The organism is Citrobacter sp. wls718, from assembly GCF_005280945.1.
Lineage (GTDB): Bacteria > Pseudomonadota > Gammaproteobacteria > Enterobacterales > Enterobacteriaceae > Citrobacter > Citrobacter gillenii.
The window spans coordinates 25,128-50,276 of the sequence record NZ_SZWV01000053.1 but is presented as its reverse complement, the minus strand read 5'-3'; the positions used below and the strand labels follow the sequence as shown (position 1 = coordinate 50,276).

Genomic DNA, 25,149 nt, shown 5'->3' with positions numbered 1-25,149 from the left:
AAAGCACGCAAACTTGAGCAGCAGGTTGTCGCCGAGACCACCGAACCAGTTGATCCACGCAAAGCCGCCGTTGCGGCCGCTATTGCACGCGCTCAGGCTAAAAAGGCCGCCCAGCAGCAGGTTGTTAACGAGGAATAAATGGTATTCAGAATCGCAAGCTCTCCCTATACCCATAACCAGCGCCAGACATCGCGTATTATGCTGCTGGTGTTAATTGCCGCGTTACCGGGGATTGCCGCTCAGCTTTGGTTTTTTGGTTGGGGCACGTTGGTACAGATTTTTCTCGCCGCCATCAGCGCCATTGCCGCTGAAGCAGGCGTATTGAAACTGCGTAAACAGCCGGTTGTCGCTATTTTAAAAGACAACTCTGCCTTGCTCACCGGGCTACTGCTTGCCGTCAGCCTTCCGCCGCTGGCCCCCTGGTGGATGGTGGTCCTGGGTACCGTATTTGCCGTGATCATTGCCAAGCAACTGTATGGCGGCCTCGGGCAAAACCCGTTTAACCCGGCGATGATCGGCTATGTGATTCTGCTTATCTCCTTCCCGGTGCAGATGACAAGCTGGCTTCCCCCGCATGAAATTGCGGCCACGGTACCGGGATTTGTTGACGCCATTAACGTCATTTTTACCGGACATACCTCAAGCGGCGGTGATATGAACACCTTACGCATGGGTATCGATGGCATTAGCCAGGCGACGCCGCTTGATACGTTCAAGACATCGTTGCACGCCGGACGCACGGTAGAACAGGTTATGCAGTACCCCATTTACAGCGGGATGCTTGCAGGAGCAGGCTGGCAGTGGGTAAACCTGGCCTGGCTGGCGGGCGGCGTCATGCTATTGTGGAAAAATGCTATTCGCTGGCATATTCCGGTCAGTTTCCTGCTGTTGCTCGCTGTCTGTGCAACGTTAGGCTGGCTTTTCTCTCCCGAGTCGCTGGCGTCACCACAGCTGCACCTGCTCTCTGGCGCAACCATGCTCGGTGCGTTCTTTATTCTTACCGATCCCGTTACGGCATCGACAACCAATCGCGGTCGGCTGATTTTTGGTGCACTTGCCGGTCTGTTGGTATGGCTGATTCGCAGTTTTGGTGGGTATCCGGATGGCGTGGCCTTTGCGGTATTGTTGGCAAATATCACGGTCCCGTTGATTGATTATTACACCCGCCCTCGCGTGTACGGACATCGCTAAGGACACCCTATGTTGAAAACGATTCGTAAACACGGTATCACTCTGGCACTCTTTGCCGCTGGTTCTACGGGCTTAACAGCGGCAATCAATCAGCTGACTAAGTCTACGATTGACGAGCAGGCAACGCTGCAGCAAAAAGCGCTGTTTGATCAGGTTCTGCCAACTGACCGCTACAATAATAATCTGCGCGACAGCTGTTATCTGGTCACGGCTCCGGCGTTGGGTAAAGGGATACACCGTGTTTATATTGCCCGCCAGGACGAGCGACCGGTCGCTGCCATCCTCGAAGCCACCGCGCCAGACGGCTACTCCGGCGCGATACAACTGCTGGTTGGTGTCGATTTTAACGGTACCGTGCTGGGTACGCGGGTCACGGAGCATCATGAAACGCCGGGTCTGGGCGATAAAATCGAGCTTCGACTGTCCGACTGGATAACGCACTTTAGCGGCAAAACGATCTCTGCTGAAAACGATCCTCATTGGGCGGTGAAAAAAGATGGCGGTGACTTCGACCAGTTCACCGGTGCCACCATCACCCCCCGCGCAGTCGTCAATGCGGTGAAACGCGCGGGCCTGTATGCACAGACGTTGCCTGCACAACTTCCTCAACTTCCCGCCTGTGGAGAATAAACCATGAGCGAAATTAAAGACGTTATTGTTCAGGGATTGTGGAAAAACAACTCCGCACTGGTACAGTTACTTGGCATGTGCCCGCTGCTGGCAGTCACCTCTACCGCGACCAATGCCCTTGGGCTGGGACTTGCTACCACACTGGTTTTAACGCTAACCAACCTGACCATCTCTGCCCTGCGCCGCTGGACGCCGTCTGAGATTCGTATTCCTATTTATGTCATGATCATCGCGTCGGTAGTCAGTGCCGTACAGATGCTTATTAACGCCTACGCCTTCGGGTTGTATCAGTCGTTGGGGATCTTCATCCCGTTGATTGTGACCAACTGTATTGTGGTTGGTCGTGCCGAGGCCTTTGCGGCAAAAAAAGGCCCCGCACTCTCCGCGCTGGATGGGTTTTCCATCGGAATGGGGGCAACCGGTGCGATGTTTGTGCTGGGCTCACTGCGCGAGATTATCGGCAACGGCACGTTGTTTGATGGCGCTGATGGTCTGCTGGGTAGCTGGGCAAAAGTGCTGCGCATTGAGATTTTCCATACAGACACACCGTTCCTGTTAGCCATGCTGCCGCCAGGCGCGTTCATCGGGCTGGGGCTGATGCTGGCCATCAAGTATCTTATTGACGAGAAGATGAAGAAACGTCGCGCGCAGGCTGCGTTAACAGACGTTCCGGCGGGTGAAACAGGGAATGTGTCATGAACAAAGCAAAACGGCTGGAAATACTGACGCGCCTGCGCGATAACAATCCGCACCCCACCACCGAACTCAATTTTACGTCGCCGTTTGAGCTACTGATTTCGGTGCTGCTTTCGGCGCAGGCGACCGATGTCAGCGTCAATAAAGCCACCGCAAAACTGTACCCTGTCGCTAACACCCCAGCCGCGATGCTGGAACTCGGGGTCGACGGCGTAAAGTCTTATATTAAGACCATCGGATTGTTCAACAGCAAAGCGGAGAACGTGATTAAAACCTGCCGTATTTTGCTCGAACAGCACAATGGCGAGGTTCCGGAGGACAGAGCAGCACTGGAAGCGTTGCCTGGCGTCGGGCGTAAAACCGCCAACGTGGTGCTCAATACCGCCTTTGGCTGGCCCACTATCGCTGTCGATACTCATATATTTCGGGTGTGTAACCGAACACAATTCGCCCCAGGGAAAAACGTCGAGCAGGTCGAAGAAAAACTGCTGAAAGTCGTTCCCAGTGAATTTAAAGTCGACTGCCATCACTGGTTAATTCTTCATGGTCGCTACACCTGCATTGCCAGGAAGCCGCGCTGCGGCTCCTGTATCATTGAGGATCTCTGTGAATTCAAAGAAAAAGTCGACATCTAATGCAATCGGGGTAACGTTCGTTGCCCCTTATTACCATAACGATTAGTTATGCACTCTCCAATCGCTTAATCCCCGACAATGATGCCATGCTATTGCGTATATCTAATGCAATATTCTTGTGCTTTAACACCTGAGCAGGTTAATCGTTTTTTTAGTAGTAGAAATTTCTATTCATACGTGATCAAGATCACATTGATAATTTGATGTTAATTTTTCTTATTTTTATAGTTAAAATGACAATCAGATGAGCTATTCTCGTCGATTCGATACAAAACATTACACTGGGTATTTTTCAGATAATGGCCTATATCACTGGATTCAACACTGAATAGCAGAACATATCGCCGCTTTGCCATTTTCGCCCCCATTGAACAGTGAAAAAAACTGCCATTTTTCAATTGAAGAAATTTAACGCTAGATAACATTTACCTGCCCCGATGATTTCACCACTCTGGATATATGTAACAGAATATTACAAACCTCTTGTCTGAAGGGGCAAGATAGTGAACATTACTTGCCGTTTCCCCTCCCACTATAACAATCGGACGGATGAACTTGACTCATCACGTACCTGAACACCCCCGTAGATATGGGATGTAAAAAAAGAGGTAAAAGTGTCTACTGCAAACAATAAACCAACTGAAAGCGTGAGCTTAAACGCCTTCAAACAACCAAAAGCGTTCTATCTCATTTTCTCAATTGAGCTGTGGGAACGTTTTGGCTACTACGGCCTGCAAGGGATTATGGCCGTCTACCTGGTGAAACAACTGGGTATGTCAGAAGCGGATTCCATCACCCTTTTCTCCTCCTTTAGTGCCCTGGTTTACGGCCTGGTGGCTATTGGCGGCTGGTTAGGTGATAAAGTCCTGGGTACTAAGCGTGTCATTATGCTGGGTGCCATTGTACTGGCTATCGGTTATGCGCTGGTCGCATGGTCCGGTCATGATGCTGGTATCGTATATATGGGTATGGCGGCCATCGCGGTCGGTAATGGCCTGTTTAAAGCGAACCCATCTTCCCTGCTTTCTACCTGCTATGCCAAAGATGACCCGCGTCTTGATGGTGCATTTACTATGTACTACATGTCCGTCAACATCGGTTCATTCTTCTCAATGCTTGCTACTCCATGGCTGGCGGCACGATACGGCTGGAGCACCGCATTCGCACTGAGCGTCGTCGGGATGCTGATTACCGTCGTAAACTTCGCATTCTGCCAGCGTTGGGTTAAACAATACGGGTCTAAACCAGACTTTGAGCCGATCAACTTCCGCAACCTGCTGCTGACCATTGTTGGCGTGGTGGTGTTGATTGTTATCGCAACATGGTTACTGCACAACCAGGGCATTGCACGTATGGTTCTGGGCGTCGTGGCTATGGGTATCGTGTTTATCTTCGGTAAAGAAGCCTTCGCCATGAAAGGTGCCGCACGTCGTAAAATGATCGTCGCCTTCATTCTGATGCTGGAAGCGATTATCTTCTTCGTGCTGTACAGCCAGATGCCGACATCACTGAACTTCTTTGCAATTCGTAACGTTGAGCACTCTATTCTGGGCATCGCGTTCGAACCTGAGCAGTATCAGGCACTGAACCCGTTCTGGATCATCATTGGTAGCCCAATCCTTGCCGCTATCTATAACAAGATGGGTGACACCCTGCCAATGCCGACCAAGTTTGCTATCGGTATGGTGCTGTGTTCCGGTGCGTTCCTGATCCTGCCGCTGGGTGCGAAATTTGCCACCGATGCGGGTATCGTTTCCGTTAACTGGCTGATCATTTGCTACGGTCTGCAGAGTATCGGTGAACTGATGATCTCTGGTCTGGGTCTGGCAATGGTTGCGCAGTTGGTACCACAGCGTCTGATGGGCTTCATCATGGGTAGCTGGTTCCTGACCACTGCCGGTGCAAACATCATCGGTGGCTATGTTGCTAACATGATGGCTGTACCGGAGAATGTGACCGACCCACTGATGTCTCTGGAAGTCTATGGCCGTGTGTTCCTGCAAATCGGTATTGCAACGGCAGTTATCGCTGTTCTGATGCTGCTGACAGCACCGAAGCTGAACCGTATGACTCAGGACGATGATGTCAGCGAGAAAGCCTCTAAGACCGCAACAGCGTAATTCTCAGGGAAACTTCTTTTCAGGCCGCTAACTGATGTTAGCGGCTTTTTTTTTGGCTGAGGTCGCACTACCATACGATATACCTCAGCCAAAAGGAGTTACCGATGAAACTGTTCTACAAACCGGGCGCGTGTTCTCTCGCTTCGCACATCACGCTTCGCGAAAGCGGTAAAGATTTCACCCTTGATGGTGTTGATCTGATGAAGAAACGCCTGGAAAACGGCGATGATTTTTTCGCGGTAAACCCAAAGGGACAAGTTCCTGCTCTGCTGCTGGACGATGGTACGCTCCTAACCGAAGGTGTGGCCATCATGCAGTACCTGGCCGATTCGGTACCCGATCGCCAGCTTCTTGCCCCAACCAGCAGCCTCTCGCGTTACAAAACGCTGGAATGGCTTAACTATATTGCGACAGAACTGCATAAAGGCTTTACGCCATTATTCCGTCCCGATACGCCGGAAGAGTACAAGCCGACCGTACGCGCACTGCTGGAGAAAAAAATGCAGTATGTGAACGATTCACTGCAGGACAACCCGTGGATCTGCGGCCAGCGTTTTTCCATTGCAGATGCTTATCTGTTCACCGTACTGCGTTGGGCGTATGCCGTGAAATTGAATATGGCAGGATTAAGCCATATCGAAGCCTATATGGCGCGGATGGCTGAGCGCCCGGCAGTGGCAGCGGCGCTTAAGGCAGAAGGGTTAAATTAATGGTTGTTGCCGGGTGGCGCTTGCTCACCCGGCCTACAGCCAAACAAACGTAAGCCCGATAAGCGTGAGCGCCATCGGGCATTGATTACAGCTGCGTAGCGCTAAAATAGTGTTCCGGTTTTGCAATGCGATCCTGAGCAGCAACGACCTGCAGTTCATACTCATGCATCTCTTTGGTCGCAATCATAATCTCATACACCGCCGCCGTTACATGCTCAAGCGCCTGCTGCACCGTCGCGCCCTGTAACAGTTTCACCAGTAGCAAACCGCTGGTCACATCACCCACACCCACAGGCTGACGCGCACCAAAATCCACCAGCGGACGACTGATATGCCACGCCTGCTCAGCGGTGACCAGCAGCATCTCGAAACGGTCGGGACTCATCCCTGCGCGAGCAAGATGTTTCACCAGCACCACCTCAGGCCCTTGAGCAATCAGCTCACGCGCCGCTAATACCGCTTCATCAACGTTGGTCACCGCGTGCTCGCAAAGGATCTCAAGCTCTACCAAATTAGGCGCGATAATATCGCTGGCCGGTAACGCGTGGCGCACGTGAAACTCGGCGACGCCCGGTGCGACAATACAGCCTTTTTCCGGATGTCCCATCACGGGGTCGCAGAAATACTTCGCCTGTGGATTAGCCGACTTTACCTGACGGACAATTCCCAGAATATGTTCGCCCTGCTCTGCTGAACCGAGGTAGCCGCTCAGCACAGCATCACAAGTTTTAAGTTTATCGATATCGGCAATACCCTGGACAATTTCGGTCAGGTGGCTGGGCGGCATCACGCAGCCGGTCCATTTGCCGTATTGGGTATGGTTAGAGAACTGAACGGTATTAAGAGGCCAGACGTTGGCGCCAAGACGGCGCATCGGAAATTCTGCTGCACTGTTGCCCGCATGACCAAAAACAACGTGGGACTGGATGGCGAGGATATTCTTCATTTTTTTACCTGAACAAAAATAAGGGAGTGATTTCTCACTCCCATTCCTTAACGCATTATTTCCAGCAAATCAGACAATAGTTCTTTTTGCCGCGGCGCAGTAACGTGTAGCGCCCAAACAAAATGTCACTGTCCTGGAAGAAGTATTCCGGATCTGACTGTTTTTCACCGTTGATGGTTACCGCATTCGACGCAATGGTCTTACGCGCCTGGCCGCGAGACGGCTGCAGTTCTGAGTCCACCAGCGCCTGCATCAGATCGGCACCTTTTTCCATTTCGATCATCGGCACGCCATCCTGCGCCAACTGCTCGAAGTCAGCTTCGCTGAGATCGCTTAAGTTCCCGTTGAACAGGCATTCGGTGATGCGTTTTGCCGCCACCAGACCTTCTTCACCGTGAACCAGACGCGTAACCTGCTCCGCCAGAACATACTGGGCACGCGGCGCTTTACCGCTGTTCTTATCTTCTTCTTCCAGGGCATTGATCTCTTCAATGTCCATAAAGGTGAAGAATTTAAGGAAGCGATAGACATCAGCATCGGCTGTGTTAATCCAGAACTGGTAGAACTTGTACGGACTGGTTTTCTTCGGATCCAGCCAGACTGCGCCACCTTCCGTTTTACCGAACTTGGTCCCGTCTGCTTTGGTGATCAGCGGAACCGTCAGGCCGAACACCTGATTCTGATGTAAACGGCGGGTCAGATCGATACCGGAGGTAATGTTACCCCACTGGTCAGAACCCCCGATTTGCAGCGCCACACCGTGCAGTTTGTTCAGGCAGGCGAAGTCATACCCTTGCAGCAGGTTGTAAGAAAACTCGGTAAAGGAGATGCCCTGATCGTCACGGTTCAGACGCTGCTTCACCGCTTCTTTGTTGATCATCTGGTTCACAGAGAAATGCTTGCCGATATCACGCAGGAAAGTCAGTACATTCATACCGCCAAACCAGTCGTAGTTGTTCGCAGCAATCGCGGAGTTGTCGCCACAGTCGAAATCGAGGAACGGTGCAACCTGTTTGCGGATTTTATCCACCCACTCTTGCACGGTGTCTTCGGTATTCAGTTTACGCTCGGCGGCTTTAAAGCTCGGGTCACCAATCAGACCGGTTGCACCACCTACCAGTGCGACAGGCTTATGGCCTGCCTGCTGGAAGCGTTTCAGGCATAACAATGGAACCAGATGCCCCAAATGCAAGCTGTCAGCGGTAGGGTCGAAGCCGCAATAGAGCGCGATCGGGCCTTGCGCCAGTCGCTCTGCTAACGCTTCTTCGTCCGTCACCTGGGCCACCAGCCCCCGCTCTTGCAATTGTTTAATCAAGTTACTGCTTGCCATCAAAATCTCCATGTATAAAACGACTGCACCTTTGCCGGTACACGACTTTTCGCCTGATGCGAAAGAGACATAGAATAAAGCGCCGGATTCATCAGTGCCAGCGCTTAAAACAAGAATTTTGCATCTTTAGGGGGCCAGGCGATCGATTTTCCACGCGTTGTCTTCACGCTGGTATAAAAAACGATCGTGTAAGCGGTTTTCGCCGCCCTGCCAGAACTCCATTTGCTCAATACTCACGCGAAAACCGCCCCAGAAACTTGGCAGCGGGACTTCCCCCTGCTGAAACTTCTGCTTCAGTTCAAGAAATTTGCTTTCGAGAATACCGCGTGCGGAGATACGACTGGATTGTTTTGATACCCAGGCGCCAATTTGGCTGTCGCGTGGGCGACTGTGGAAGTACTTCACTACCTCAAGCGTAGAAAGACGTTCGGCCTTACCAATCACCATCACCTGCCGTTCCAGCGTATGCCACGGAAACAGCAGGCTAATGCGGGGGTTATGCTCTATCTGGTGCGCCTTACGGCTGCCCATGTTGGTATAAAATACCAAACCTTTGTCATCATAATGTTTGAGCAACACGATGCGCTGGTACGGCTGGCCGTTTTCATCAACGGTGGCCACTACCATGGCAGTCGGATCGGCGAGTTTGGCGTCACAGGCTTGTCCGAGCCAGCGCTCAAAAAGCGCAAGCGGCTCGGCGGGAAGATCGCGGCGGCGAAGACCGCCTTTCGTGTATTCACGGCGCAGATGCGCGATTTGCTGCAATTCGTCGTTATCAGACATGATGTTTGGGCTACGGATTGTCAGTGGGTGACGCTATTGTGCGCCGCCCAGGTGAAAATCTCAACGCTTCGGGTTCTGTAACTGACAGTTATTTAACACAACTCTGTCACGTTTATAGACCGTCGCACTGTCGCCTTTAGACCAAAAGACATAGATGCCATCGGTGTAACGCGCGCCCGATGCTGATACACCCTGTTTAAGATTCACTAACTGATTATCGTAAACAAAGCTTGCCGTTTGTTGGGTATTGTTCAATTTCACGGTCAGCGGTTTTTCATCACAGCGATATTCGAGGGTATCCGTTTGCATACGCTCGACAAATTGGTTGTAGACACTACAGCCGGTAAGCAGTACCGGCAAACATACCAATAACAGTTTTTTCATAGCCCTATCCTGAAGACATTCCTGGTCCCGGAGGGGAATAACCCCCTCCCTAACATCCCTAGTTTACCGGCATCGTCGCCAGGATAATTTCAGTTAACTCTGAGTTCGTGGGTTTGCGGGAAAAATAGCGCCTAAAACGCTGGATTCCGTCGCACCGGTAACTGAGGGTAAATTGCCCGGTAATCCCGCCAGCGTGCGCCATGCCAGCCAGGCAAAAGCTAACGCTTCCATATCATCCCCGCTAATACCGGCTTCATCGGTCGAGGTCACTTCCGTGCCGGGCAACAGTGCCGCCAGGCGCATCATCAGCAGCGGATTACGGCTTCCACCGCCGCAGACCATCAAGCGCTCGCAGCCACCACTCAACAGGACCTGCTCGGATATCGTCACCGCCGTCAGTTCAGCAAGCGTCGTCTGCACATCACGCGCGGCCAGTCCCGGGAACTGCGCCAGATGACGTTCGATCCAACCATAATTAAAGTACTCGCGGCCGGTGCTTTTAGGTGCCGGCGCGGCAAAATAGGGATCGCTCAGCATGCTTTGCAACAACGGAAGAATAACCGTACCTTCGCAGGCCCATTGCGCGTCTTTATCGTAAGGTTTTCCACATTGCCGCCAGATCCAGGCATCCATCAGCATATTACCTGGCCCGGTGTCATAACCGCGTACAGGGCGCTGAGGAATAAGCAGTGACAAATTAGCTATACCGCCGATATTCAACACCATCCGACGCTCAGTTGGGTGTGCCAACAGCGCCTGATGAAAAGCAGGAACCAGCGGTGCACCCTGCCCGCCTAGCGCAATATCACGCCGGCGAAAATCGCCGACTACGGTGATGCCGGTATGCGCCACAATCTGGTTGTTGTCGCCAATTTGCAGGGTATGCGGCGCACTGCCTGTCGGCTCATGCCAGACGGTTTGTCCGTGGCAGCCAATTGCGACAATATCCTGCGGCTTTAATTTTTGCTGCGCCAGCAGCGCATTTACCGCCTCGGCGAATAAACGCCCCAATTGCGTATCCAGTTGCCCATACTGCGAGAGTGTGAGTTGCTGCCCCTGGCAGATATCGAGAATGGCCTGTTTCAAATGGAGAGGGATGGGCCAGGTCAGACTCGCCTGCTGCGCGACCATCGTTTCATCTATTGCTGCCAGCACAACATCAACACCATCAAGGCTGGTTCCAGACATAACACCGATAAAACGGCCCGATTTCATACGTCATCCTTTTAAACACGTTAGCCTTGACACTCAACCATAAAGTGCTGATTAATTCCATGCTTCGTTGATGATTTTTGATGGCTAATCATGACAAGCCACCATCTATTCAATCAATTTGATGAATGATTCGTTTATACTCAGTTAACCTGATTTCGGTTAAGATTTTCATACTGTTCCAGTAGAACATGTGACCTTAGGCTCACAAATGCCATATAATTTAACCATGAAGGGTGCTTTATTAGCGTTTCGTGGTGTAAAGGAGAGTTATAAATGATTAAACGTGCACTGATTGTTTCATTAATGGGATTATCTTTGGCGGGTTGTGTTAACAGTGATAGTCTTTCAGGTGACGTGTATACCGCATCCGAAGCGAAACAGGTACAGAACGTAACCTACGGTACGATCGTTCATGTCCGTCCGGTGCAAATTCAGGGTGGCGATGATGCCAACGTCATCGGCGCGATCGGCGGCGCTGTACTCGGTGGATTCCTTGGTAACACCGTCGGCGGCGGTTCTGGTCGTTCATTAGCTACGGCGGCAGGTGCGGTTGCAGGCGGCGTAGCAGGTCAAAGCGTCCAGGGTGCGATCAATAAAACACAGGGTGTGGAACTGGAAATCCGTAAGGATGACGGGAACACCATTATGGTGGTGCAGAAACAAGGCGCGACCAAATTCGCTTCAGGTCAGCGTGTTGTGATGGCCAGCAACGGCAAAGAAGTTACCGTTTCTCCGCGCTAATCGAATTTACGTGTGGTCAGTCAGATACTGGCCACACGTAGATTTTCGCATCAGCCCTGAGACTGTAGCTCAATAATATTGTGTTCCAGTCGGGCAACCAGTTTAATCAGCAGATTAATTTCCTCGGTTGAAATCCCTTCCAGAATCTCTCCACGCGTTTTGTTGATAACCGCTTCCATATCAGCGATCAGCGGCTCGGCTTTCTCCGTCAGTTTAATTCTCTTTGCTCGACGATCGCTGGCGCAAGTCTGTCGTGAAATGAGTCCCTTTTCTTCCAGTTGGTCGAGCGTACGCACCAGAGAAGGCTGCTCAATCCCTATCGCTTTAGCCAGCTGGATCTGCGATTGATCCGGTGGCAGCTGATGAATGTTGTGCAGCGTCACCCAATGCGTCTGCGTCAACTCCAAAGGCTTCAGGCGATGGTCAATCAGAGCACGCCAAATGCGCACCAACCGTGCCAGATCAGAACCTAGTGGCGATTCCAATTTCATCTCCTTATAATTAGCTTGCTAAGTTGTTATGCTGATTTTAGAATAGTGTGCAGCATTTGTATTCCCAAAACAAATGTATTGCCAAATTTGCTTACCGGATGACATTTTTTCAGACATTATGCGTTAAAGAGACTGATTGTCCCTTTTTTTGCTAAACCTATAGCAATGCTCTCTTCCGTCAAGGATTTTGCCCGTGAAGTTTATGTTTAATGCAACAGGATTGCCCCTACAAGATTTAATGATCGGTGCATCTGTTTACTTCCCTCCACTTTTCAAAGCGTTTATCTGCGGATTTATCTTCTGGTTGGTTGTTCATCGCGTACTGCGCGACTGGATGTACTCCGGCGAAATCTGGCATCCCTTGTTAATGGATCTGTCGCTCTTTGCGCTTTGCGTGTGTCTGGGCTTTGTTATGCTGATTGTGTGGTGATTATGTCGCTCAAAACCGTTAAATACTTCTCCACTATTATAGTCGCAGTTGTTGCCGTTCTCGCGGGTTGGTGGATGTGGAATTATTATATGCAGTCCCCCTGGACGCGCGATGGCAAAGTTCGTGCGGAGCAGGTCAGTATCACCCCACAGGTTTCCGGCAGCATTACCCAACTCAATATTAAAGATAATCAGTTTGTTAATGCAGGCGACGTGCTGTTTGTTATCGATAAGACGCCGTTTCATATTGCTGAACTGAATGCACAGGCGCAGCTGGCGAAAGCACAGTCCGATCTGGCAAAGGCTAATAACGAGGCCAATCGCCGCCGTCATCTGTCGCAAAATTATATCTCTGCCGAGGATCTGGACACGGCCAACCTCAACGTGAAAGCAATGCAGGCAAGCGTGGAGGCAGCCCAGGCCCAATTACGGCAAGCGCAGTGGCAATTGACCCAAACGGAAGTTAAAGCTCCAGTCGCTGGTTGGGTGACGAATCTTTCTACACGCAGTGGCGATTATGCCAGTACCGGTAAACCCCTGTTTGCGCTGGTCGACAGTCGTTCATTTTATGTGATGGGCTATTTTGAAGAAACCAAGCTCCGCCATATTCGCGAGGGCGCACCGGCGCTGATTACATTGTACAGCGGCAATATAAAGTTACAGGGTCACGTTTCCAGTATTGGTCGTGCGATTTACGATCAAAGCGTAGAGAGTGATTCCGGTCTGATTCCTGACATCAAACCCAACGTACCGTGGGTGCGTCTGGCGCAACGGGTGCCCGTGCGTATCGAATTTGACGCACTACCGCACGATGTCACACTGGTTTCAGGTACCACCTGCAGCGTGTCGATTGGTCAGAAAAAATGAAACGGCTTCACCTGACGCCGGGCAATTTACCGTGGTTGAAAGCCACCGCGGCACAGTGGCGTTACGCGCTGCGAAACACCATCGCGATGTGCCTGGCGTTAACATTCGCCTATTACCTGAATCTGGATGAACCCTACTGGGCGATGACCTCCGCTGCGGTGGTTAGCTTTCCCACCGTGGGCGGTGTCATCAGCAAAAGTCTGGGCCGCGTGGCAGGCAGTTTGCTTGGTGCCACGGCGGCATTGATTATTGCTGGCCACACCCTCAATGAACCGTGGTTATTTTTACTCAGCATGTCGGCCTGGATTGGTTTATGCACCTGGGCCTGCGCGCACTTTACCAATAACGTGGCCTACGCGTTTCAACTGGCAGGCTACACCGCGGCTATTATTGCGTTTCCGATGGTCAACACCATTGAGGTTACGCAACTGTGGGATATTGCCCAGGCGCGCGTGTGCGAAGTGATGGTCGGGATACTCTGCGGGGGCATGATGATGATGATCCTGCCCAGCACGTCTGATGGTACAGCGTTGCTGACGGCGCTGAAAAACATGCACGCGCGTTTGCTGGAACATGCTAGCTTACTCTGGCAACCCGAAACCACCGATGCGATCCGCTCAGCCCACGAAGGGGTAATCGGCCAGATTCTGACCATGAATCTGCTGCGTATTCAGGCATTCTGGAGCCACTATCGCTTTCGACGGCAGAATGCCCTGCTCAATTCACTGCTGCATCAGCAACTGCGTCTGACCAGCGTGATCTCCAGCCTGCGCAGAATGCTGCTTAACTGGCCAAATCCTCCTGCTCACACCCGGGAGGTCATCGAACAGCTACTCAGTGCACTGGTGAAATCCGATACCGATAGCTACACGGTAGCCCGCATTATTGCCCCCCTGCGTCCGCAGGACTCCCACGACTACCGGCATGTCGCCTTCTGGCAACGGCTACGTTATTTCTGCCGAATTTACCTGCAAAGCAGCCATTATCTGCATTTGCTGGAAAAAGGCGTGACCGCCGAGCGCATCAGCGTGAACCGCACGCCGGGCCTGGCCCGCCATACCGACAACGCGGAAGCCATCTGGAGCGGGTTACGTACCTTCATCACGTTGATGGTGATTGGCGCGTGGAGCATCGGCGCACAATGGGAATCCGGCGCGGGTGCGCTGACGCTGGCGGCGATTAGCTGCGTACTGTATTCCGCCGTTGCCACCCCGTTCAAATCACTCTCACTGCTGATGCGCACGTTGGTGCTGCTGTCATTGTTCAGCTTTGTGGTGAAGTTCGGTCTGATGGTACAAATTACCGACCTGTGGCAATTCATTCTGTTTCTCTTCCCACTGCTCGCCACCATGCAACTGCTAAAGCTGCAAATGCCTGCTCTGGCGGGGCTTTGGGGGCAGTTGATCGTCTTTATGGGATCGTTTATCGCCGTGACCAATCCGCCGGTGTATGACTTCGCCGATTTCCTGAATGATAATCTGGCAAAAATAACCGGCGTAGCGCTATCCTGGTTGGCCTTTGCTATCCTGCGGCCAGGCTCAGACGCGAGAAAGAGTCGTCGTCATATTCGCGCCCTGCGCCGGGATTTTGTCGATCAGCTCAGTCGGCATCCGGCACACAGCGAACATGAATTTGAGTCGTTAACCTACCATCATGTCAGCCAGCTCAGTAACAGCCAGGATGCGCTGGCGCGGCGGTGGTTATTACGCTGGGGCGTCGTGTTGCTGAACTGCTCGCATGTGGTGTGGCAGCTGCGTGCCTGGGAAGCGCGCTCCGATCCGTTGGCCCGCGTCAGGGATGTGTGTATTTCACTGCTGCGCGATGTGATGAGCGAGCGTGGCGTCCAGCAGCGTCCACTGAATGCCACGCTTAACGAGTTACAGCGCATCTGCGATACGCTTGCCCATCATCATCAGCCTGCCGCACAAGAGCTGGCGGCGCTTATCTGGCGTTTACACTGTTCGTTGTCTCAGCTTGAACAGGCTCCGCCGCCAGGCACGCTGAGCCGTTGATTATTTGATAACCCCGCAGGCGTAACGCGCCCCGCCACCGCCTAGAGGTTTTGGCTGATCGGACATGTTATCGCCACCCACATGGACCATCAGCGCCTTACCTTTGACCTCATCCAGTGATTTCAGGCGTGGGGCGGTAACAGCCGTTGTGGCGTGACCTTCGGCATTGACCACCAGCAACGGTAGGTCGCCCATGTGCCCAGCCCCCTCCGGACCTTCATGTTTTCCGGTTTTATGCGGGTCAAGATGTCCCCCTGCCGATTCAGCGGCAGAAGCTTTGCCTTCTTTAATCGCAGGCTGACAGCTGCCGTTGGCATGGACATGGAAACCATGTTCTCCTGGCGGCAGTGCTTTCAGGTCAGGCGTAAACGCCAGCCCTTGCGCAGTTTCAGAAATAGTTACTGAACCAATCGACTGACCTACCCCTTGCGAAGTCACCAGGTTCATCTCAACTTGCTCACTGGCAGCCTGTGCGCCCGCACAGGCCAGTAAGGTGATTATGGCGATACTCAAACGCTTCATACGACCTCCGTCACTATGTGTCTGACTGATAAGTGTAAACCAGTGACGCAATTTTGAGCGACGGAACGCCGAAAACGCGATTACGGTACGTCGTAACCCAACGCGGCTTTACGGATACGGAACCATTGCTGGCGGGACATGGTTAACGATTCGGCCTCAATAGCAGCGCGAACGCGCTCAATTTTCCCTGAGCCAATAATCGGCAGCGGCTGTGACGGTAGACGAAGGATCCACGCATAGACCACCTGCTCAATGGACTGCGCATTCAATTCTTGCGCAATGGTGGCGAGTTCATTGCGCAGCGGTTGGAAAGCATCATCATTGAACAGTCGTCCACCACCCAGACAGGACCAGGCCATTGGCCGGATACGCAGTTGTTGCAGCTGATCTAAGGTGCCATCCAGCAGCAGTGGCTGATGCACCGGGGAAATCTCAACCTGATTGGTTGCCAGCGTAAACGGCAGACGTGATTGCAACAGGGAAAACTGCGCAGGCGTAAAGTTAGACACGCCAAAGTGACGCACTTTGCCGCTATGATGCAGTTTCTTAAACGCCTCAGCCACTTCGTCGGCATCCATCAGCGGATCGGGACGATGGATCAAGAGCAGATCAATATGGTCGGTCGCCAGCAGTTTCAGCGACTGCTCCGCGCTGGCAATAATATGGTCGCTGTCGGTGATGTAGTGACCGAGGGTATTTTCCGCCCGTGCCGTGGTGGCAATACCGCATTTGGTCACGATCTGCATTTTTTCACGCAGATGCGGAGCCAGCTTCATCGCCTCGCCAAACGCCGCTTCGCACTGGTATCCACCATAAATATCAGCGTGATCGACGGTGGTTACGCCCAGGTCAAGATGTTCTTCAATAAAGCTGACGAGCTGGCGCGCGGACATATTCCAGTCCATCAGCCGCCAGTACCCCATGACAAAGCGAGAAAATTCCGGGCCTTGCGGCGCAATAGTAATACGCTGAACCATAGCAGCTTCCTTAACAATGAGTGTGCATCGAGTATACGCAATTACGCTTTTAAAAGAGTGAAGGTTGTTGCGGTTCTTCTGGCGGGCTGGGTTTGTTTGCACGTAATTTACGCATCAGACGCTGACGACAAAGACGCAGCACATCCTGCTTTTCGGCATCGCTCATTTTCTGCCAGTTAAAGCGCTCATCCCGGCTACGAAAACATCCACGACAAAAGCCGCGTTCGTCGGACTGGCAGATCCCGCGGCACGGGCTCTGGACGGGGAAAAACTCCAGCTGTTCGGCCACATCCCCTCCTTACGTAAGATAGTTATACCTATTGAAGACGCTAACTGAATTTCTGGCAAGCGCTATTGCATTAGACCGACTGGTCTATTACACTCCATGCCATGAACAAAGCAACTGAACACGACACACGCGAACATCTTCTGGCAACCGGCGAGCAGCTTTGCATGCAGCGCGGTTTCACCGGTATGGGTTTAAGCGAACTGCTGAAAACCGCCGAGGTGCCCAAAGGGTCGTTTTACCACTATTTTCGCTCTAAAGAAGCGTTCGGTGTTTCCATGCTTGAACGCCATTACGCGGCCTACCACCTTCGGCTGGCCACACATTTAGCGTCGGGTGCCGGTAACTACCGCGACAGAATCCTCGCCTACTATCAGGAAACCCTGAATCAGTTTAGTCAACACGGCATTATTAGCGGTTGCTTAACTGTCAAACTGTCCGCTGAAGTATGCGATCTCTCTGAAGATATGCGTACGGCGATGGATAAAGGCGCTCGGCACATTATTACCCTGCTGGCGCAAGCGCTGGAAAAAGGTCGCGACACACACTGCCTGTCGTTTACCGGCGAACCGCTGCAGCAAGCGCAGGTGCTGTATGCGCTGTGGCTCGGGGCCAACCTGCAGGCCAAGATGTCTCGCAGTGCCACCCCACTGGAAAATGCGCTGGCACACGTTAAAAACATTATTGCAACGCCTGCCGTTTAACAGGCGTTTTTATTTACCCAATCGCTAGACGACCGGTCTATTCATACCTGGAGTTAATATGTCATCTGAAAAATTGTTTTCCCCGCTGAAAGTAGGAGCCATCACGGCGGCCAACCGCGTATTTATGGCCCCACTGACGCGCCTGCGTAGCATCGAACCTGGCGACATCCCAACTCCGCTGATGGCCGAGTATTATCGCCAACGCGCCAGCGCTGGTCTTATCATCAGCGAGGCCACTCAGATATCTGCTCAGGCAAAAGGCTACGCCGGTGCGCCGGGATTACACAGCGCAGCACAAATTGATGCCTGGAAAAAAATCACCGCCGCCGTCCACGCTGAACAAGGTCATATTGCCGTACAGTTGTGGCACACCGGTCGTATCTCTCACGTCAGCCTGCAGCCGAACGGACAACCGCCAGTTGCCCCTTCCGCCATCAGCGCCGGTACCCGTACCTCGCTGCGCGATGAAAACGGTCTGGCAACGCGTGCCGACACCTCAATGCCGCGCGCCCTGGAAACCGACGAAATCCCCGGCATCGTCAATGATTTCCGTCAGGCCATCGCCAACGCACGCGAGGCTGGCTTTGACATGGTTGAGCTGCACTCTGCCCATGGCTATTTGCTACACCAGTTCCTGTCACCCACCTCTAACCAGCGTACCGATCAGTACGGCGGCAGCGTCGAAAATCGTGCACGTCTGGTGCTGGAAGTCGTTGATGCCGGTATCAAAGAATGGGGCGCAGACCGGATTGGCATCCGCGTATCCCCTATCGGCTCTTTCCAGAACGTTGATAACGGCCCGAATGAAGAAGCCGATGCGTTGTACCTGATTGAACAGCTGGGTAAACGTGGTATCGCTTATCTGCACATGTCCGAACCAGACTGGGCCGGCGGAGAGCCGTATAGCGATACGTTCCGCGAGAAAGTTCGCGCGCGTTTCCACGGTCCGATTATTGGTGCTGGTGCCTACACCCCGGAAAAAGCAGAAGCGCTGATTGAGAAAGGGTTAATCGACGCCGTCGCCTTTGGCCGCGCCTATATTGCCAACCCGGATTTGGTCGCACGTTTGCAGCACAAAGCAGAACTGAACCCACAGCGCGCAGAGAGTTTCTACGGCGGCGGTGCAGAGGGTTACACGGATTATCCGACCCTGTAATTGCGCAATCTCCGTTCTGGCATTGATAGCGGCGCAACAACGCCGCTATACTAAAACAACATATTGAATGTACTAGCCATTTTTGAAGGGGAAAAAGATGCGTTTACTTCATACCATGCTGCGCGTAGGTGACCTGCAGCGTTCCATCGAATTTTACACCAACGTGCTGGGCATGAAGCTGCTGCGTACCAGTGAAAACCCTGAATACAAGTATTCTCTGGCCTTTGTCGGTTACGGTCCTGAGACCGATGAAGCCGTCATTGAGCTGACCTACAACTGGGGCGTCGACAAATATGACCTGGGCACTGCCTACGGCCACATTGCTCTGAGCGTAGACAACGCCGCAGAAGCCTGCGAGCGCATTCGTCAGAACGGCGGCAACGTGACGCGCGAAGCGGGTCCGGTCAAAGGCGGGACGACGGTTATCGCATTTGTAGAAGATCCGGACGGTTACAAAATCGAACTGATCGAAGAGAAAGACGCAGGCCGCGGCCTGGGTGACTAACCTCCCCTCGGGCGCAGATCGTCTGTGCCCGTAGTTTTATACTCATCATTTTGTCATAATACGCGCTGCAATTTTCCCGTATTAAGAGACCCAGATGTCCGATAACGCTCAACTTTCCGGTCTGTGTGACCGTTTTCGTGGTTTTTATCCTGTCGTCATTGATGTAGAAACAGCAGGATTTAACGCCAAAACCGATGCGCTGCTCGAGATTGCAGCCATCACGCTGAAAATGGATGAACAAGGCTGGCTGATGCCGGACATGACGTTGCATTTCCACGTCGAACCGTTTGAAGGGGCAAATCTGCAACCAGAAGCACTTGCGTTTAACGGTATTGATCCGAGCAACCCGTTGCGCGGCGCGGTCAGCGAATACGACGCCCTGCACGCCATCTTCAAAATGGTGCGTAAAGGCATCAAAGACAGCGGCTGCAATCGGGCGATTATGGTTGCGCATAATGCCACCTTCGATCACAGCTTCATGATGGCAGCCGCCGAACGCGCCTCACTGAAGCGCAACCCATTTCACCCGTTTGTGACCTTTGACACTGCGGCCTTAAGCGGTCTTTCGCTCGGGCAAACCGTACTGTCTAAAGCGTGTCTGGCTGCAGGAATGGAGTTTGATGGCAACCAGGCGCACTCTGCGCTATATGACACCGAACGGACGGCAGTGCTGTTTTGCGAAATCGTTAACCGCTGGAAACGCCTTGGTGGGTGGCCCCTGCCAATGCCTGAAGAGGCATAAGCGGACCATAAAAAAAGCGACCAGATTGGTCGCTTTTTCGTTTCTGCTGATTACTCAGCGTCCGGCTCTTCGGTTTTGTACTTCGCCGCAGTCTCTTTGATAAGCTGCTGCAATTCACCGCGCTGGTACATTTCGATTAAAATGTCGCAGCCGCCAACCAGCTCACCATCAACCCACAGCTGCGGGAAGGTTGGCCAGTTTGCGTATTTCGGCAACTCGGCGCGAATATCCGGGTTTTGCAGAATATCAACATAAGCAAAGCGTTCACCACAGGCAGACAGCGCCTGCACAGCCTGAGCGGAAAAACCGCAGCTTGGCAGTTTTGGAGAACCTTTCATGTACAGGAGAATCGGGTTTTCAGCGATCTGGCGCTGGATTTTTTCGATAGTGGTGCTCATTATCTTGCTTCCTTAACTTCTTTTACGGCAGTAGTCTGACATTGTAACGGGTCTGACTGACAACGGAAAATAACATTTTTCTTACGGTTATTATTTTATCGCCAGTCGCCATAAGTTGCATTCAGAATCTTACTTATCCCTTTTATGCACAAGGAATTGATTATCCCTTCGCCAGTATTGGCGTTGATTGCTGTTTTTTTTGCGGTCGGTAACGAAACACTATTTTAAACAAAAAAAGCTATTAACTTTCCCCGTTTCTATAGATTAGAATCATCAAGTTTTGAAAATCACACGCAGGCATGATAGACCTGCCCTAACAGAGGACTGCTCAGTGGCGCGGATAAACCGGATCTCGATCACGCTCTGTGCTTTGCTTTTTACCACACTCCCTTTTACGTCAGTGGCCCATGCTTCCAAGCAGGCCAGGACGACACCTGCCGTTTCCCATACGCTCAAAACGGTAGATAAAAAGAAAAGCGCGACAGCCAGTAAAAAAGTCACACAAACCAACAAGAAAACGGCAAAAAAAACCACCAGTAAATCCAGCACCAAAACCGCTTCCTCTTCCAAAAAACGCACCGCGACACCTGCAAAAACAACCAAAACGGTCAACCGTCGCAGTAAAGTCGCAACAACACAAACCGCTGCGGTCACCTGGACTGAAAAATGCACCCCGCGCAAAGGTCACAAGCCGCGCTGTGTAAAAGTAAAATCAACAGCCCCGGTAGCCCTCGCTGATGCCCATAAAGTGAAAGTGCAAAAAGCGACCAAAACCGCGATGTCTACTCTGATGAACCAGATCGGTAAACCCTACCGCTGGGGTGGCTCTTCGCCGAGAACCGGTTTTGATTGCAGTGGTCTGGTTTATTACGCGTATAAGGACCTGGTGAAGTTCCGCATTCCGCGTACTGCCAATGAAATGTACCACCTGCGCGACGCAGCACCGATCGACCGCGATGAACTGAAAAACGGCGATTTGGTCTTCTTCCGTACCCAGGGCCGCGGCACCGCCGATCACGTTGGTGTCTACGTTGGCAACGGTAAGTTTATTCAGTCACTACGTAGCGGTCAGGAGATCCAAATCACCTCCCTGAGTGAAGATTACTGGCAGCGCCACTATGTGGGTGCTCGTCGTGTCATGACGCCAAAAACAATTCGCTAAAATCTTACCCTACAGTATGTGCTGTAGGGTAAGTTCTTCTTTTGCATAACCTTTCAATTTGCTACCCTATCCTTACTCACAATGAGGCTATTGTGTGTACTCAATATAAATAATAAGGAGAGAAGCAATGTCGTTCGAATTACCTGCATTACCGTATGCCAAAGATGCTCTGGCGCCGCACATTTCTGCTGAAACGCTGGAATACCACTATGGCAAACACCACCAGACTTACGTTACTAACCTGAATAACTTGATCAAAGGCACGGCGTTTGAAGGCAAATCACTGGAAGAGATCGTACGTAGCTCTGAAGGTGGTGTGTTTAACAACGCGGCTCAGGTCTGGAACCACACCTTCTACTGGAACTGCCTGGCACCCAACGCGGGCGGCGAACCGACCGGTGAACTGGCTGAAGCCATTGTTGCATCTTTTGGTAGCTTCGCTGACTTCAAAGCGCAATTCACCGATGCGGCGATCAAAAACTTCGGCGCTGGCTGGACCTGGCTGGTAAAAGGTACTGATGGCAAACTGGCTATCGTTTCCACGTCAAATGCCGGAACACCGCTGACCACCGATGCAACGCCGCTGATGACCGTTGATGTGTGGGAACACGCCTACTACATCGACTATCGCAACGCGCGTCCTGGCTACCTGGAACATTTCTGGGCGCTGGTGAACTGGGAGTTTGTTGCGAAAAACTTCGCAGCATAAAAATGATAACGCAGAAGGGACTCCCTTCTGCGTTTTAGCGTTAGTTCGTGACGCTGCAGGCCTCGTCAGGCTGTTTTCTCGCGGAGACAAAGACCAGTAGCAACGCCATCCCAGCCACAATTGCCCCCATCACCGGGACAAAACTGTAACCTAAACCACCCGATATCACTGCGCCACCCGCCGCCGCACCTAGCGCATTCCCCAGATTAAACGCACCAATGTTGACCGAGGATGATAAGCCCGGCGCGTCGCTGGCAACGCGCATCACACGCATCTGTAACGGCGGAACTACCGCAAAGGTTGCCGCACCCCAGACTACCATGCTGATGGCTGCACCCAATTCACTACGCGCCAGTAACGGGATTGCCAGCATAATCACCATCAATAGCAGTAAGAAGCCTTTCAGCGTGCCGTTGACTGAGCGGTCCGCCAGCTTGCCGCCCAGATAGTTACCGATTGAGAACCCGACGCCAATCAGCACCAGCATTCCGGTTACAAAGGCAGGCGTGGCATGGGTGATGCTATGCAGCACCGGTGAAATATAGGTATAGAGCGTGAACATCGCACCGGCGCCCAGCACAGTAGTCAGCAACGCTGACACCACCTGCGGGCGCATGAGCACCGCCAGCTCTCTGCGCACGTTCGGGCGCTCCCCTGCTCCGCCTTTCGGCAACGAGAAGAACAGGCTGACCATCGAGATAACCCCCAGACCCGCCGTTGCCATAAAGGACATGCGCCAGCCGATGGTTTCACCCAGCCAGGTCGCTGCAGGAACGCCACCAATATTGGCGATGGTGAGTCCCATAAACATGGTGGCGACAGCGCTGGCCTGTTTGTGCTTTGGCACCACGCTTGCCGCTACAACCGAGCCGAGACCAAAAAAGGCCCCATGGTTAAGACTGGTCAGAATACGCGACAGCATCAGAGTAGTGTAATCGGGAGATAACGCCGACAGCACGTTGCCGAGCGTAAAAATCGCCATCAGAAAAATCAGCGCATTGCGACGCCCGCGATGAGAAAGCAATAAGGTCATTAACGGTGCACCGACCATCACCCCTACCGCATAGGCGCTAATTAGCATCCCTGCCGCCGGAATCGAGACATCGACGCCTTTAGCGATGACGGGTAATAACCCCATCGGAGAAAACTCCGTCGTGCCGATACCAAACGCCCCTATCGCCAGCGCCAGTAGTGGATAATTTATTTTCATACAGCGACTCCGTAACGTCGAGCCGTGGCACGACACAGAATAAGAGTCAAAAGCATGACATTGATCGCAAAAATAATAAAGTTAACAAAAATGCAAAAGACTTTTGCTTATTTGCAAACAATAGCAGTGGGAGGACGGGTTGGCGGGATGAGGGAGATAGCTCTCCCTCGGCGATACATCAATGCAGCGCGGCGGTTAAACCACTGGCAACAATCAAACCCAGAACAATAATGGTGGTGACTAACGAAAATTTCAGATCGGTGCTCATCAAGTTTTCTCCTTTTTATTCCCACACAAAAAGTGATATTGCGCATTTTTGCACACTTGAAGGTAAAAATCTCTCACGATTTATATTGATAAATGCTTTTAACTCTTCCCCTTTTCGTAAAGATCAGACAAAATTCCACGCTTACTTGATTAGCGTACCGGCCATTGACCCCTTCCTGACGTTCCGTGTCGTTTTCCTGGCGTACCGCAACCCTGATGTTGCGCGAAGGGTGTGTGAAGGCAAACGTTTACCTGGAGTATTCTCAGGAACTTAGGATATGGTCTGGAGTGAGATGTAATGGCAACAATTAAAGATGTAGCGAAGCGAGCAAACGTTTCCACTACAACCGTATCACACGTAATTAACAAAACACGCTTTGTCGCGGAAGAAACGCGCAATGCCGTCTGGGCAGCAATTAAAGAACTACATTATTCCCCAAGCGCGGTGGCACGCAGTCTGAAGGTGAATCACACTAAATCGATTGGCTTGTTGGCGACCAGCAGCGAAGCCGCCTACTTTGCGGAAATCATCGAAGCCGTTGAGAAGAACTGCTTCCAGAAAGGCTATACGTTGATTCTGGGCAACGCGTGGAACAGCCTCGAGAAGCAGCAGGCCTACCTCTCCATGATGGCGCAGAAGCGCGTAGATGGTCTGCTGGTGATGTGTTCTGAATACCCGGAACCTCTGCTTTCCATGCTCGAAGAATATCGCCATATTCCGATGGTGGTGATGGATTGGGGCGAAGCCAAAGCCGATTTTACCGATACGGTCATCGATAACGCCTTTGAAGGCGGTTATATGGCAGGCCGTTATCTGGTTGAACGCGGTCATCGCGAGATTGGTGTGATCCCAGGGCCTATGGAGCGTAACACCGGCGCCGGACGCCTGGCGGGCTTTATGAAGGCGATGGAAGAAGCGCTGATTAAAGTGCCTGACAACTGGATTGTCCAGGGCGATTTTGAGCCTGAATCCGGGTATCGCGCCATGCAGCAGATCCTCTCCCAGTCGCACCGCCCGACCGCCGTCTTCTGTGGTGGTGATATCATGGCGATGGGCGCGCTTTGCGCCGCTGACGAGATGGGCCTGCGTGTCCCGCAAGATGTGTCGCTGATTGGTTACGACAACGTGCGTAACGCCCGCTTCTTCACCCCGGCATTAACCACCATTCATCAGCCAAAAGATTCGCTCGGTGAAACGGCCTTTAACATGCTGTTAGACCGTATCGTGAATAAACGCGAAGAGTCACAGTCTATTGAGGTGCACCCGCGCCTGGTAGAACGTCGCTCCGTGGCCGATGGTCCGTTCCGCGATTATCGTCGATAATCTGTTG

The 25,149-nt window shown here is 52.3% G+C and carries 28 protein-coding genes and 2 pseudogenes; 18 read left to right on the top strand and 12 right to left on the bottom strand.

The features are described from left to right. From FDW95_RS23740 to gstA, 7 genes and pseudogenes are all read left to right on the top strand, one after another. Nucleotides 1-138, top strand: a pseudogene (locus FDW95_RS23740) (electron transporter RnfC); the annotation flags it as partial. Next, entirely contained in the window at nucleotides 139-1,191 is a 1,053-nt protein-coding gene (gene rsxD / locus FDW95_RS10610) for an electron transport complex subunit RsxD (RefSeq protein ID WP_137363494.1), read from the top strand. A 9-nt stretch (nucleotides 1,192-1,200) separates the two neighbouring features. Beyond that, nucleotides 1,201-1,821 (top strand): electron transport complex subunit RsxG, encoded by a 621-nt coding sequence (gene rsxG / locus FDW95_RS10605; protein WP_115258562.1) that lies wholly within the window; start codon nucleotides 1,201-1,203, stop codon nucleotides 1,819-1,821. 3 nt (nucleotides 1,822-1,824) lie between these two features. Further along, complete coding sequence (locus FDW95_RS10600; RefSeq protein ID WP_115258563.1) at nucleotides 1,825-2,520, top strand: electron transport complex subunit E; 696 nt, start codon at nucleotides 1,825-1,827, stop codon at nucleotides 2,518-2,520. Beyond that, nucleotides 2,517-3,152 (top strand): endonuclease III, encoded by a 636-nt coding sequence (nth, locus tag FDW95_RS10595; RefSeq protein WP_096757138.1) that lies wholly within the window; start codon nucleotides 2,517-2,519, stop codon nucleotides 3,150-3,152. Before FDW95_RS10600 ends, nth begins: the two co-directional genes overlap by 4 nt. A 614-nt stretch (nucleotides 3,153-3,766) precedes the next feature. Further along, a complete protein-coding gene (dtpA, locus tag FDW95_RS10590; RefSeq protein WP_115258565.1) occupies nucleotides 3,767-5,272 on the top strand; it encodes a dipeptide/tripeptide permease DtpA in 1,506 nt (501 codons plus the stop codon). 104 nt (nucleotides 5,273-5,376) lie between these two features. Beyond that, nucleotides 5,377-5,982 carry a glutathione transferase GstA gene (gene gstA, locus FDW95_RS10585; RefSeq protein ID WP_096757141.1) on the top strand — a complete coding sequence of 202 codons (606 nt, stop codon included), beginning with the start codon at nucleotides 5,377-5,379 and terminating at the stop codon, nucleotides 5,980-5,982. Nucleotides 5,983-6,067: 85 nt separating this feature from the next. On the opposite strand, the gene pdxY is transcribed toward gstA, so the two are convergent. The 5 genes from pdxY to anmK all read right to left on the bottom strand — a co-directional run bounded on the left by pdxY (nucleotide 6,068) and on the right by anmK (nucleotide 10,640). Further along, nucleotides 6,068-6,928 (bottom strand): pyridoxal kinase PdxY, encoded by an 861-nt coding sequence (gene pdxY / locus FDW95_RS10580; RefSeq protein WP_115258566.1) that lies wholly within the window; start codon nucleotides 6,926-6,928, stop codon nucleotides 6,068-6,070. Between the two features lie 55 nt (nucleotides 6,929-6,983). Beyond that, a complete protein-coding gene (gene tyrS / locus FDW95_RS10575; protein ID WP_096757143.1) occupies nucleotides 6,984-8,258 on the bottom strand; it encodes a tyrosine--tRNA ligase in 1,275 nt (424 codons plus the stop codon). Between the two features lie 126 nt (nucleotides 8,259-8,384). After that, the gene (pdxH, locus tag FDW95_RS10570) at nucleotides 8,385-9,041 is read right to left on the bottom strand and encodes a pyridoxamine 5'-phosphate oxidase (protein WP_096757144.1); all 657 of its coding nucleotides are present in this window, start codon (nucleotides 9,039-9,041) and stop codon (nucleotides 8,385-8,387) included. A gap of 60 nt (nucleotides 9,042-9,101) precedes the next feature. Continuing rightward, nucleotides 9,102-9,425 (bottom strand): C-type lysozyme inhibitor, encoded by a 324-nt coding sequence (gene mliC, locus FDW95_RS10565; RefSeq protein WP_096757145.1) that lies wholly within the window; start codon nucleotides 9,423-9,425, stop codon nucleotides 9,102-9,104. Nucleotides 9,426-9,518: 93 nt separating this feature from the next. Continuing rightward, complete coding sequence (gene anmK / locus FDW95_RS10560; protein ID WP_115258567.1) at nucleotides 9,519-10,640, bottom strand: anhydro-N-acetylmuramic acid kinase; 1,122 nt, start codon at nucleotides 10,638-10,640, stop codon at nucleotides 9,519-9,521. A 273-nt stretch (nucleotides 10,641-10,913) separates the two neighbouring features. Between anmK and slyB the strand changes: the two genes are divergently transcribed. Next, a complete protein-coding gene (gene slyB / locus FDW95_RS10555) occupies nucleotides 10,914-11,381 on the top strand; it encodes an outer membrane lipoprotein SlyB (protein WP_096757147.1) in 468 nt (155 codons plus the stop codon). 50 nt (nucleotides 11,382-11,431) lie between these two features. Here slyB and slyA read toward each other — a convergent pair whose 3' ends face one another. Continuing rightward, the gene (gene slyA / locus FDW95_RS10550; protein WP_269473706.1) at nucleotides 11,432-11,872 is read right to left on the bottom strand and encodes a transcriptional regulator SlyA; all 441 of its coding nucleotides are present in this window, start codon (nucleotides 11,870-11,872) and stop codon (nucleotides 11,432-11,434) included. Between the two features lie 193 nt (nucleotides 11,873-12,065). On the opposite strand from slyA, the gene FDW95_RS10545 reads away from it, so the two are divergent. The 3 genes and pseudogenes from FDW95_RS10545 (at nucleotide 12,066) to FDW95_RS10535 (ending at nucleotide 15,205) form a co-directional block, all read left to right on the top strand. Then, nucleotides 12,066-12,302 (top strand): DUF1656 domain-containing protein, encoded by a 237-nt coding sequence (locus FDW95_RS10545; protein ID WP_096757148.1) that lies wholly within the window; start codon nucleotides 12,066-12,068, stop codon nucleotides 12,300-12,302. Nucleotides 12,303-12,304: 2 nt separating this feature from the next. Then, nucleotides 12,305-13,168 carry an HlyD family secretion protein gene (locus tag FDW95_RS10540; protein ID WP_115258568.1) on the top strand — a complete coding sequence of 288 codons (864 nt, stop codon included), beginning with the start codon at nucleotides 12,305-12,307 and terminating at the stop codon, nucleotides 13,166-13,168. Continuing rightward, a pseudogene (locus tag FDW95_RS10535) lies at nucleotides 13,165-15,205 on the top strand (FUSC family protein). Before FDW95_RS10540 ends, FDW95_RS10535 begins: the two are co-directional and overlap by 4 nt. Here FDW95_RS10535 and sodC read toward each other — a convergent pair. The 3 genes from sodC to FDW95_RS10520 all read right to left on the bottom strand — a co-directional run bounded on the left by sodC (nucleotide 15,181) and on the right by FDW95_RS10520 (nucleotide 16,968). Further along, a complete protein-coding gene (sodC, locus tag FDW95_RS10530) occupies nucleotides 15,181-15,702 on the bottom strand; it encodes a superoxide dismutase [Cu-Zn] SodC (protein ID WP_115258570.1) in 522 nt (173 codons plus the stop codon). The pseudogene FDW95_RS10535 and the gene sodC sit on opposite strands and share 25 nt — an antisense overlap. Nucleotides 15,703-15,782: 80 nt before the next feature. Further along, nucleotides 15,783-16,679, bottom strand: coding sequence for an aldo/keto reductase family oxidoreductase (locus tag FDW95_RS10525; protein ID WP_115258571.1), 897 nt, complete (start codon nucleotides 16,677-16,679; stop codon nucleotides 15,783-15,785). A gap of 49 nt (nucleotides 16,680-16,728) precedes the next feature. Further along, on the bottom strand, nucleotides 16,729-16,968 hold the full coding sequence (locus tag FDW95_RS10520; protein ID WP_115258572.1) for a DUF1289 domain-containing protein: 240 nt from the start codon (nucleotides 16,966-16,968) through the stop codon (nucleotides 16,729-16,731). Nucleotides 16,969-17,069: 101 nt separating this feature from the next. Here FDW95_RS10520 and FDW95_RS10515 point away from each other — a divergent pair, with 101 nt between their 5' ends. From FDW95_RS10515 to rnt, 4 genes are all read left to right on the top strand, one after another. Continuing rightward, nucleotides 17,070-17,669 carry a TetR/AcrR family transcriptional regulator gene (locus FDW95_RS10515; protein WP_115258573.1) on the top strand — a complete coding sequence of 200 codons (600 nt, stop codon included), beginning with the start codon at nucleotides 17,070-17,072 and terminating at the stop codon, nucleotides 17,667-17,669. Nucleotides 17,670-17,727: 58 nt separating this feature from the next. Beyond that, a complete protein-coding gene (locus tag FDW95_RS10510) occupies nucleotides 17,728-18,825 on the top strand; it encodes an alkene reductase (protein WP_115258574.1) in 1,098 nt (365 codons plus the stop codon). 97 nt (nucleotides 18,826-18,922) lie between these two features. Continuing rightward, the gene (gene gloA / locus FDW95_RS10505) at nucleotides 18,923-19,330 is read left to right on the top strand and encodes a lactoylglutathione lyase (protein ID WP_115258575.1); all 408 of its coding nucleotides are present in this window, start codon (nucleotides 18,923-18,925) and stop codon (nucleotides 19,328-19,330) included. A gap of 94 nt (nucleotides 19,331-19,424) precedes the next feature. Next, the gene (gene rnt, locus FDW95_RS10500; RefSeq protein WP_096757157.1) at nucleotides 19,425-20,072 is read left to right on the top strand and encodes a ribonuclease T; all 648 of its coding nucleotides are present in this window, start codon (nucleotides 19,425-19,427) and stop codon (nucleotides 20,070-20,072) included. A gap of 50 nt (nucleotides 20,073-20,122) precedes the next feature. Here the strand turns inward: rnt and grxD are convergent, their stop codons facing one another. Beyond that, nucleotides 20,123-20,470, bottom strand: a complete 348-nt coding sequence (grxD, locus tag FDW95_RS10495) for a monothiol glutaredoxin 4 (RefSeq protein WP_003832760.1) — start codon at nucleotides 20,468-20,470, stop codon at nucleotides 20,123-20,125. Between the two features lie 331 nt (nucleotides 20,471-20,801). Between grxD and FDW95_RS10490 the strand changes: the two genes are divergently transcribed. Beyond that, nucleotides 20,802-21,632, top strand: coding sequence for a C40 family peptidase (locus FDW95_RS10490; RefSeq protein WP_115258576.1), 831 nt, complete (start codon nucleotides 20,802-20,804; stop codon nucleotides 21,630-21,632). A gap of 127 nt (nucleotides 21,633-21,759) precedes the next feature. Next, nucleotides 21,760-22,341: a superoxide dismutase [Fe] gene (sodB, locus tag FDW95_RS10485; RefSeq protein ID WP_096757159.1), complete on the top strand. Its 582-nt coding sequence runs from the start codon at nucleotides 21,760-21,762 to the stop codon at nucleotides 22,339-22,341. Nucleotides 22,342-22,381: 40 nt separating this feature from the next. Here sodB and FDW95_RS10480 read toward each other — a convergent pair whose 3' ends face one another. Together FDW95_RS10480 and cydH are read right to left on the bottom strand one after the other, a co-directional pair. Next, entirely contained in the window at nucleotides 22,382-23,551 is a 1,170-nt protein-coding gene (locus tag FDW95_RS10480; protein ID WP_115258577.1) for an MFS transporter, read from the bottom strand. Nucleotides 23,552-23,729: 178 nt separating this feature from the next. Then, a complete protein-coding gene (gene cydH, locus FDW95_RS10475; RefSeq protein WP_072036634.1) occupies nucleotides 23,730-23,819 on the bottom strand; it encodes a cytochrome bd-I accessory subunit CydH in 90 nt (29 codons plus the stop codon). Nucleotides 23,820-24,116: 297 nt separating this feature from the next. On the opposite strand from cydH, the gene purR reads away from it, so the two are divergent. Continuing rightward, nucleotides 24,117-25,142: an HTH-type transcriptional repressor PurR gene (purR, locus tag FDW95_RS10470; protein ID WP_096757161.1), complete on the top strand. Its 1,026-nt coding sequence runs from the start codon at nucleotides 24,117-24,119 to the stop codon at nucleotides 25,140-25,142. Nucleotides 25,143-25,149: the final 7 nt, after the last annotated feature.